The sequence below is a fragment of the Nitrobacter sp. 62-13 genome, from assembly GCF_001896955.1.
Lineage (GTDB): Bacteria > Pseudomonadota > Alphaproteobacteria > Rhizobiales > Xanthobacteraceae > Nitrobacter.
Genome location: NZ_MKRN01000154.1, coordinates 58161 through 63070 on the forward strand (window position 1 = coordinate 58161; position 4910 = coordinate 63070).

General features: G+C 62.8%; 4 protein-coding genes and 1 pseudogene. All 5 read right to left on the bottom strand.

Annotated features, from left to right (window positions below; all coding sequences use genetic code 11):
- Positions 1–392: 392 nt before the first annotated feature.
- The gene (locus BGN91_RS11020) at positions 393–1829 is read right to left on the bottom strand and encodes a homospermidine synthase (RefSeq protein WP_292613073.1); all 1437 of its coding nucleotides are present in this window, start codon (positions 1827–1829) and stop codon (positions 393–395) included.
- Positions 1830–1964: 135 nt separating this feature from the next.
- Positions 1965–2948: a cation diffusion facilitator family transporter gene (locus tag BGN91_RS11025; protein WP_292613075.1), complete on the bottom strand. Its 984-nt coding sequence runs from the start codon at positions 2946–2948 to the stop codon at positions 1965–1967.
- Positions 2949–3139: 191 nt separating this feature from the next.
- Positions 3140–3535, bottom strand: coding sequence for a nucleoside diphosphate kinase regulator (gene rnk / locus BGN91_RS11030; RefSeq protein WP_292613081.1), 396 nt, complete (start codon positions 3533–3535; stop codon positions 3140–3142).
- A 356-nt stretch (positions 3536–3891) separates the two neighbouring features.
- Positions 3892–4485 carry an N-acetyltransferase gene (locus BGN91_RS11035; RefSeq protein WP_292613077.1) on the bottom strand — a complete coding sequence of 198 codons (594 nt, stop codon included), beginning with the start codon at positions 4483–4485 and terminating at the stop codon, positions 3892–3894.
- A 128-nt stretch (positions 4486–4613) separates the two neighbouring features.
- Positions 4614–4910: pseudogene (locus tag BGN91_RS11040) on the bottom strand (ornithine decarboxylase); the annotation flags it as partial.

The following is a 4910-nucleotide window of genomic DNA, read 5'->3' on the forward strand; positions in this document are numbered from 1 at the left end:
CGTGCCCGCCGGCAAACAGAACGGACCTGCGGAAGCCGAGCCCGGCGGCACGCGTCCCACCACCCCCGCGCCGGAGCCCGCGCAAAAGGCGGGCGCTCAGCCTGCGCTTCCACCTGCGCCGGCCGAGAAGACCGCTCCTCCAATCAGGGAAAAGTAGGAGCGCTACTCCTAGAGCCTTTCCGCTTCTGATGGAATCAGAAGCGGAGCCCTATGTTTTTGATTTGACGCGTTTTCTTTACGCGAACCGGTAGTCACTTCGCTTGAAAACGCTCTCATCATTCCCGCGTCGAAACAAACAAAAGCGCGATTGAATATCCAGACGCGTTGTTTTGGGACGAGAAGTTTCCGGGTCTGCGGGCATCTGCCCGCCTCCCGGAATGACGATGATTGAATCACCGCACCAGCACGTTCCGGAATTGCCAGGGGTCGGAGGTGTCGATGTCTTCGGGAAAGAGACCCGGACGATCAGTCAGCGGCGTCCAGTCGGTGTAGAAGCCTTTCACCGGACCGAGATAGGGGCGTTGGATTTCGAGACAACGACGGAAGTCGATTTCATCCGCTTCGACGATGCCGGCTTCAGGATTCTCCAGCGCCCACACCATGCCCGCCAGCACCGCGGACGAGACCTGCATGCCGGTGGCGTTCTGATAGGGCGCGACGCGTCGGGTTTCCTCAATCGACAACTGCGAGCCGTACCAGTACGCGTTCTTGCCGTGGCCATAGACCAGCACGCCAAGTTCGTCGATGCCGTCGACGATCTCGGTCTCATCCAGAATATGCCACTTCGGCTGCATCCTGCCTTCCGCGCCGAACATCTCGTGCAGCGACAGCACCGCGTCGTTCGCCGGATGATAGGCGTAATGGCAGGTCGGGCGATAGATCACGTTCTGTCCGTCGCGCACGGTGAAATAGTCCGCGATCGAGATCGACTCGTTATGCGTGACCAGAAACCCGTATTGCGCTCCCGGTGTCGGGCACCATGAGCGCACGCGGGTGTTGGCTCCCGGTTGCAGCAGATAGATCGCGGCCTGACATCCGGTGTCGTGTTTGCGGCCGTTCTCCGGCATCCATTTTTCGTGGGTGCCCCAGCCGAGTTCGGCCGGTTGCAGGCCCTCGGAGACGAATCCTTCGACCGACCAGGTGTTGACGAATACGTTCATGGGCTTCGGCGTCTTGGCGCGCTGGGTGTCGCGCTCGGCGATGTGGATGCCCTTGACGCCGAGCTTGTGGGCGAGTTGGCCCCAGCCTTCGCGGCTCTTCGGTTCGTTGAACTCCGTCTTGGTGTCGCGCGCGATATCGAGCAGCGCCTGCTTGACGAACCACGACACCATGCCGGGGTTGGCGCCGCAGGTGGATACCGCGGTGGTGCCGCCCTCGCTCCTGCGCTTGGCGGCCAGCAACGTTTCGCGCAGCGCGTAGTTGGAGCGCTTTTCCGGGCCGGCGCTCTTGTCGAAATAAAATCCGAGCCACGGCTCGACCACCGTGTCGATGTAGAGTGATCCGATCTCGCGGCACATGGTCATGAGATCGACGGACCCGGTGTCGACGGACAGATTGACGCAGAAGCCCTGTCCGCCGCCTTGCGTCAGCAGTGGAACAAGGACGTCGTGATAGTTGTCGCGCGTGATGGCCTGTCTGATGAATCTGACGCCGTGCTTTTTTGCCAGCGTGTCGTCCGCGTGCGGATCGATGATGACGAAGCGGGATTTGTCGAATTCGAAATGCTTCTCGATCAGCGGCAGGGTGCCTTTGCCGATCGAACCGAAACCGATCATGACGATCGGGCCGGTGATGCGCGCATGCACGGACGAAGCATTGGACGACATCATGACTCTCCAGATTGTCGGGAAATCGCCGGCCGGAAAAAAGCGGCCGCGGGCACTCTTGAAGACGACAAAACGTCGATGAAATCAAGCCCCGGGCGCGGCTTTCGCCGTCATGCCGCGGTCAGGAATGGCTCATGATCATACGACGTGGTCGGGCGCGAGGGCGCAGTCGACGTCGTCCGATGTCTCGACTTGCAGCGTTGCGTGGCCGATGCCGAAGCGGCGCTGCAATTCGCGGCAGGTCTCGATCAGAAATGCGTCGCCGGGATTTCCCGCCGGCATGACCAGATGCGCGGTCAGCGCCGTTTCGGTGGTACTCATCGGCCAGATATGGAGATCGTGAATCGACGCAACGCCGGGATGCTCGCCGAGGAAGGTACGTACGGCGGCGGGATCGATGCCGGAAGGCACCGCTGCCAGCGTCATCGCGGTGCTTTCGCGCAAAAGGCCCCACGTGCCCCAGACGATGACAGCGACGATGACGAGACTCATCGCCGGATCGAGCCAAAGCCAGCTTGTCATCATCATTGCCGCAGCGGCCAGAACAACGCCGAGCGAGACGACGGCATCCGCCATCATGTGCAGGTAGGCGCCACGAATATTGAGATCGGTCTTGCGGCCCGATGCGAACAGCCAGGCGGTGATGCCGTTGATGACGATCCCGATCGCGGCAACCACCATCACCGTCAGGCTTGCGATCGGTTCGGGATGGATCAGCCGCTGGATCGCTTCGAGCAGGATCGCGCCGCATGCGACCAGCAGCAGGATCGCGTTCACGAGCGCGGCCAGGATCGAGGTTTTGCGCAGGCCATAAGTCAGGCGCGGTGTCGGCGGGCGCCGCGACAGCACGGCCGCGATCCACGCCACCACCAACCCCAGGACGTCGGACAGATTGTGTCCGGCATCCGCAAGAAGCGCGGTCGAATTCGCGGCGAAGCCGTAGCCGGCCTCGACGAGCACGAACGCGGTATTCAGGCCGATTCCGATGATGAAGGCGCGGCCGAAGTCCGTGGCGTGGGCATGGCCGCAATGACCATGCGCGCCGTGACCATGCCCGTCATGATCGTGCCCGTGGTGCGCGTGACCGTGGTCGGATCTGTCGTGATGATGGCTGCCCTGCATACGCCAAGCCTAGAGCCTTTTCGCTTCTGATGGTATCAGAAGCGAGGCTCTATGATTTTTGTTTGACGCGTTTTCTTGACGCGAACCGGTACGCGATCATCGCTGTGATATTTTATAACGTAACGTGCGTATCCGCGCCCGCGGAACCACGCACGTCACAGTGCGACCCAAGCGTCATGGGTCGCCTGGCATCACCCGACCGCGCTCACCGTCAGCGAACGCCATCCGCCGGATGGAGTTTGAAACTCGATGCTCTGTCCCCCGGACAGGCCGATGAGCGCCGCGCCGATAGGCGTAAGAATCGAGATCTTGCCGGCATCGACGTCGGCGTCTTCCGGATAAACCAGAGTGACCGTCCGCTGCTGGCCGCTGATGTCGTCGACGAACGTCACATCAGACTGCATCGTCACGACATTGTGCGCCGGTCGATCGGCCGGAATGATTTCCGCGCGATCGATTTCGCGCGCGAGAAATTCCGCCGTCGCCGGATATTTGTCCATTGCGGCCTCGGCAAGGTGACGCAGGCGGTCGACATCGCGCGCGCTGATGGCGATGGCCGGGAGACGGGTTTGCAGATTGTCCAGCATGGTGTTCACCGCGAATTGGCCGTGTCGAGATCGTTGCGATCACGACTCGGGTGGCACGGCTCACGACGAAAGACGCATCGCTCAACGTGCCAGGATGATGAAGTGTTCGGTTTAGGGATGCAGTCGAACTATCCCGGACGGCACGGACGCGCGCGTCCGTCCGGGTCACCGTCCTGCTTGGAGGTGACCTGCGCGCAGCAACAAACGGTTATTGCAAGCGTTCGACATCATCGTTCAAAAGTAGGGTGATCCGCAGGGATGTCAATGCGCGGGCCGCGACATCTTGGCGCGTGTCGCGGTGACCAAGGCACCATGCGCCGGCGCGCTTATCCAATCCCGTTCATCTCTGATTCCGTTCATGCCGCCCGCGGCAGCGACCGCCGGCGCGCATGATCTTTCCGCGTTCCCGGCACGACAACGCCCGTCGCTGTAATCAGACCCGAGGCGCCTTCCAGCGCGCCCGGGCGCAGTTCGAGCGCCAGCAGTCGGTCGCGCTCGAACGGACCGGGCAGGGACATGCTGTCGGTTCCGAGCGCGCAGAAGCCGAAGCGCGAATAATAAGGCGCGTCGCCGAGCAGGATCACCGCGCCATGGCCGCGCGCCTGCGCACGATCGAGCGCGCACATCATCAAGGCGGCGCCGACGCCAAGCCCGCGGCAGGATGCCTCGACCGCGAGCGGCCCGAGCACCAGCGCCGGAGTATCGCCGGCGCTGACGTGCCACAACCGCACCGTCCCGATCAGTTCGCCTCGACGCGTCGCCGTAAAGGCGAGACCGTCTGCCGGGTTCCGTCCCTCACGCAGGCGCTGACAGGTGCGCGCATGCCGGCCCTCGCCGAAGCTGGCATCAAGCAGCGCTTCCCGCGCGGCCACGTCCGACGCGCGCTCGGTGCGGATGACGAACGGTGCAATGCTGGTGATATCGTCGATCTTGGTCGGAACAGCGGCCATGACGCGTCAGTCCCCACTCCAGCGGACAGGTGACCGCGGAGTTGTCAGCAAAACGATTGTGACGGGGTGGAAGCCGGCGGCCCGGCTTCCGGTTCTCGTTCATCTCCCGCGAACGGGAGAGCGTGCGCTCAGATGTGGTACGTCTTGAGCGGCGGGAAGCCGTTGAAGGCCACAGACGAGTAAGTCGACGTATAGGCGCCGGTGCCTTCGATCAGCAGCTTGTCGCCAATCTCGAGCGTCACCGGAAGCGGATACGGCTGTTTCTCGTAGAGCACGTCGGCCGAGTCGCAGGTCGGTCCGGCCAGCACGCACGGCGTCATCTCGGCGCCGTCATGCCGCGTCCTGATCGCGTAGCGGATCGACTCGTCCATGGTCTCGGCGAGGCCGCCGAACTTGCCGATGTCGAGATAGACCCAGCGGTTCTC

Coding starts and splice junctions, on each gene's coding strand:
- BGN91_RS11020 (WP_292613073.1), bottom strand. CDS start 1,829: ATGATGTCGTCCAATGCTTCGTCCGTGCATGCGCGCATCACCGGCCCG.
- BGN91_RS11025 (WP_292613075.1), bottom strand. CDS start 2,948: ATGCAGGGCAGCCATCATCACGACAGATCCGACCACGGTCACGCGCAC.
- rnk (WP_292613081.1), bottom strand. CDS start 3,535: ATGCTGGACAATCTGCAAACCCGTCTCCCGGCCATCGCCATCAGCGCG.
- BGN91_RS11035 (WP_292613077.1), bottom strand. CDS start 4,485: ATGGCCGCTGTTCCGACCAAGATCGACGATATCACCAGCATTGCACCG.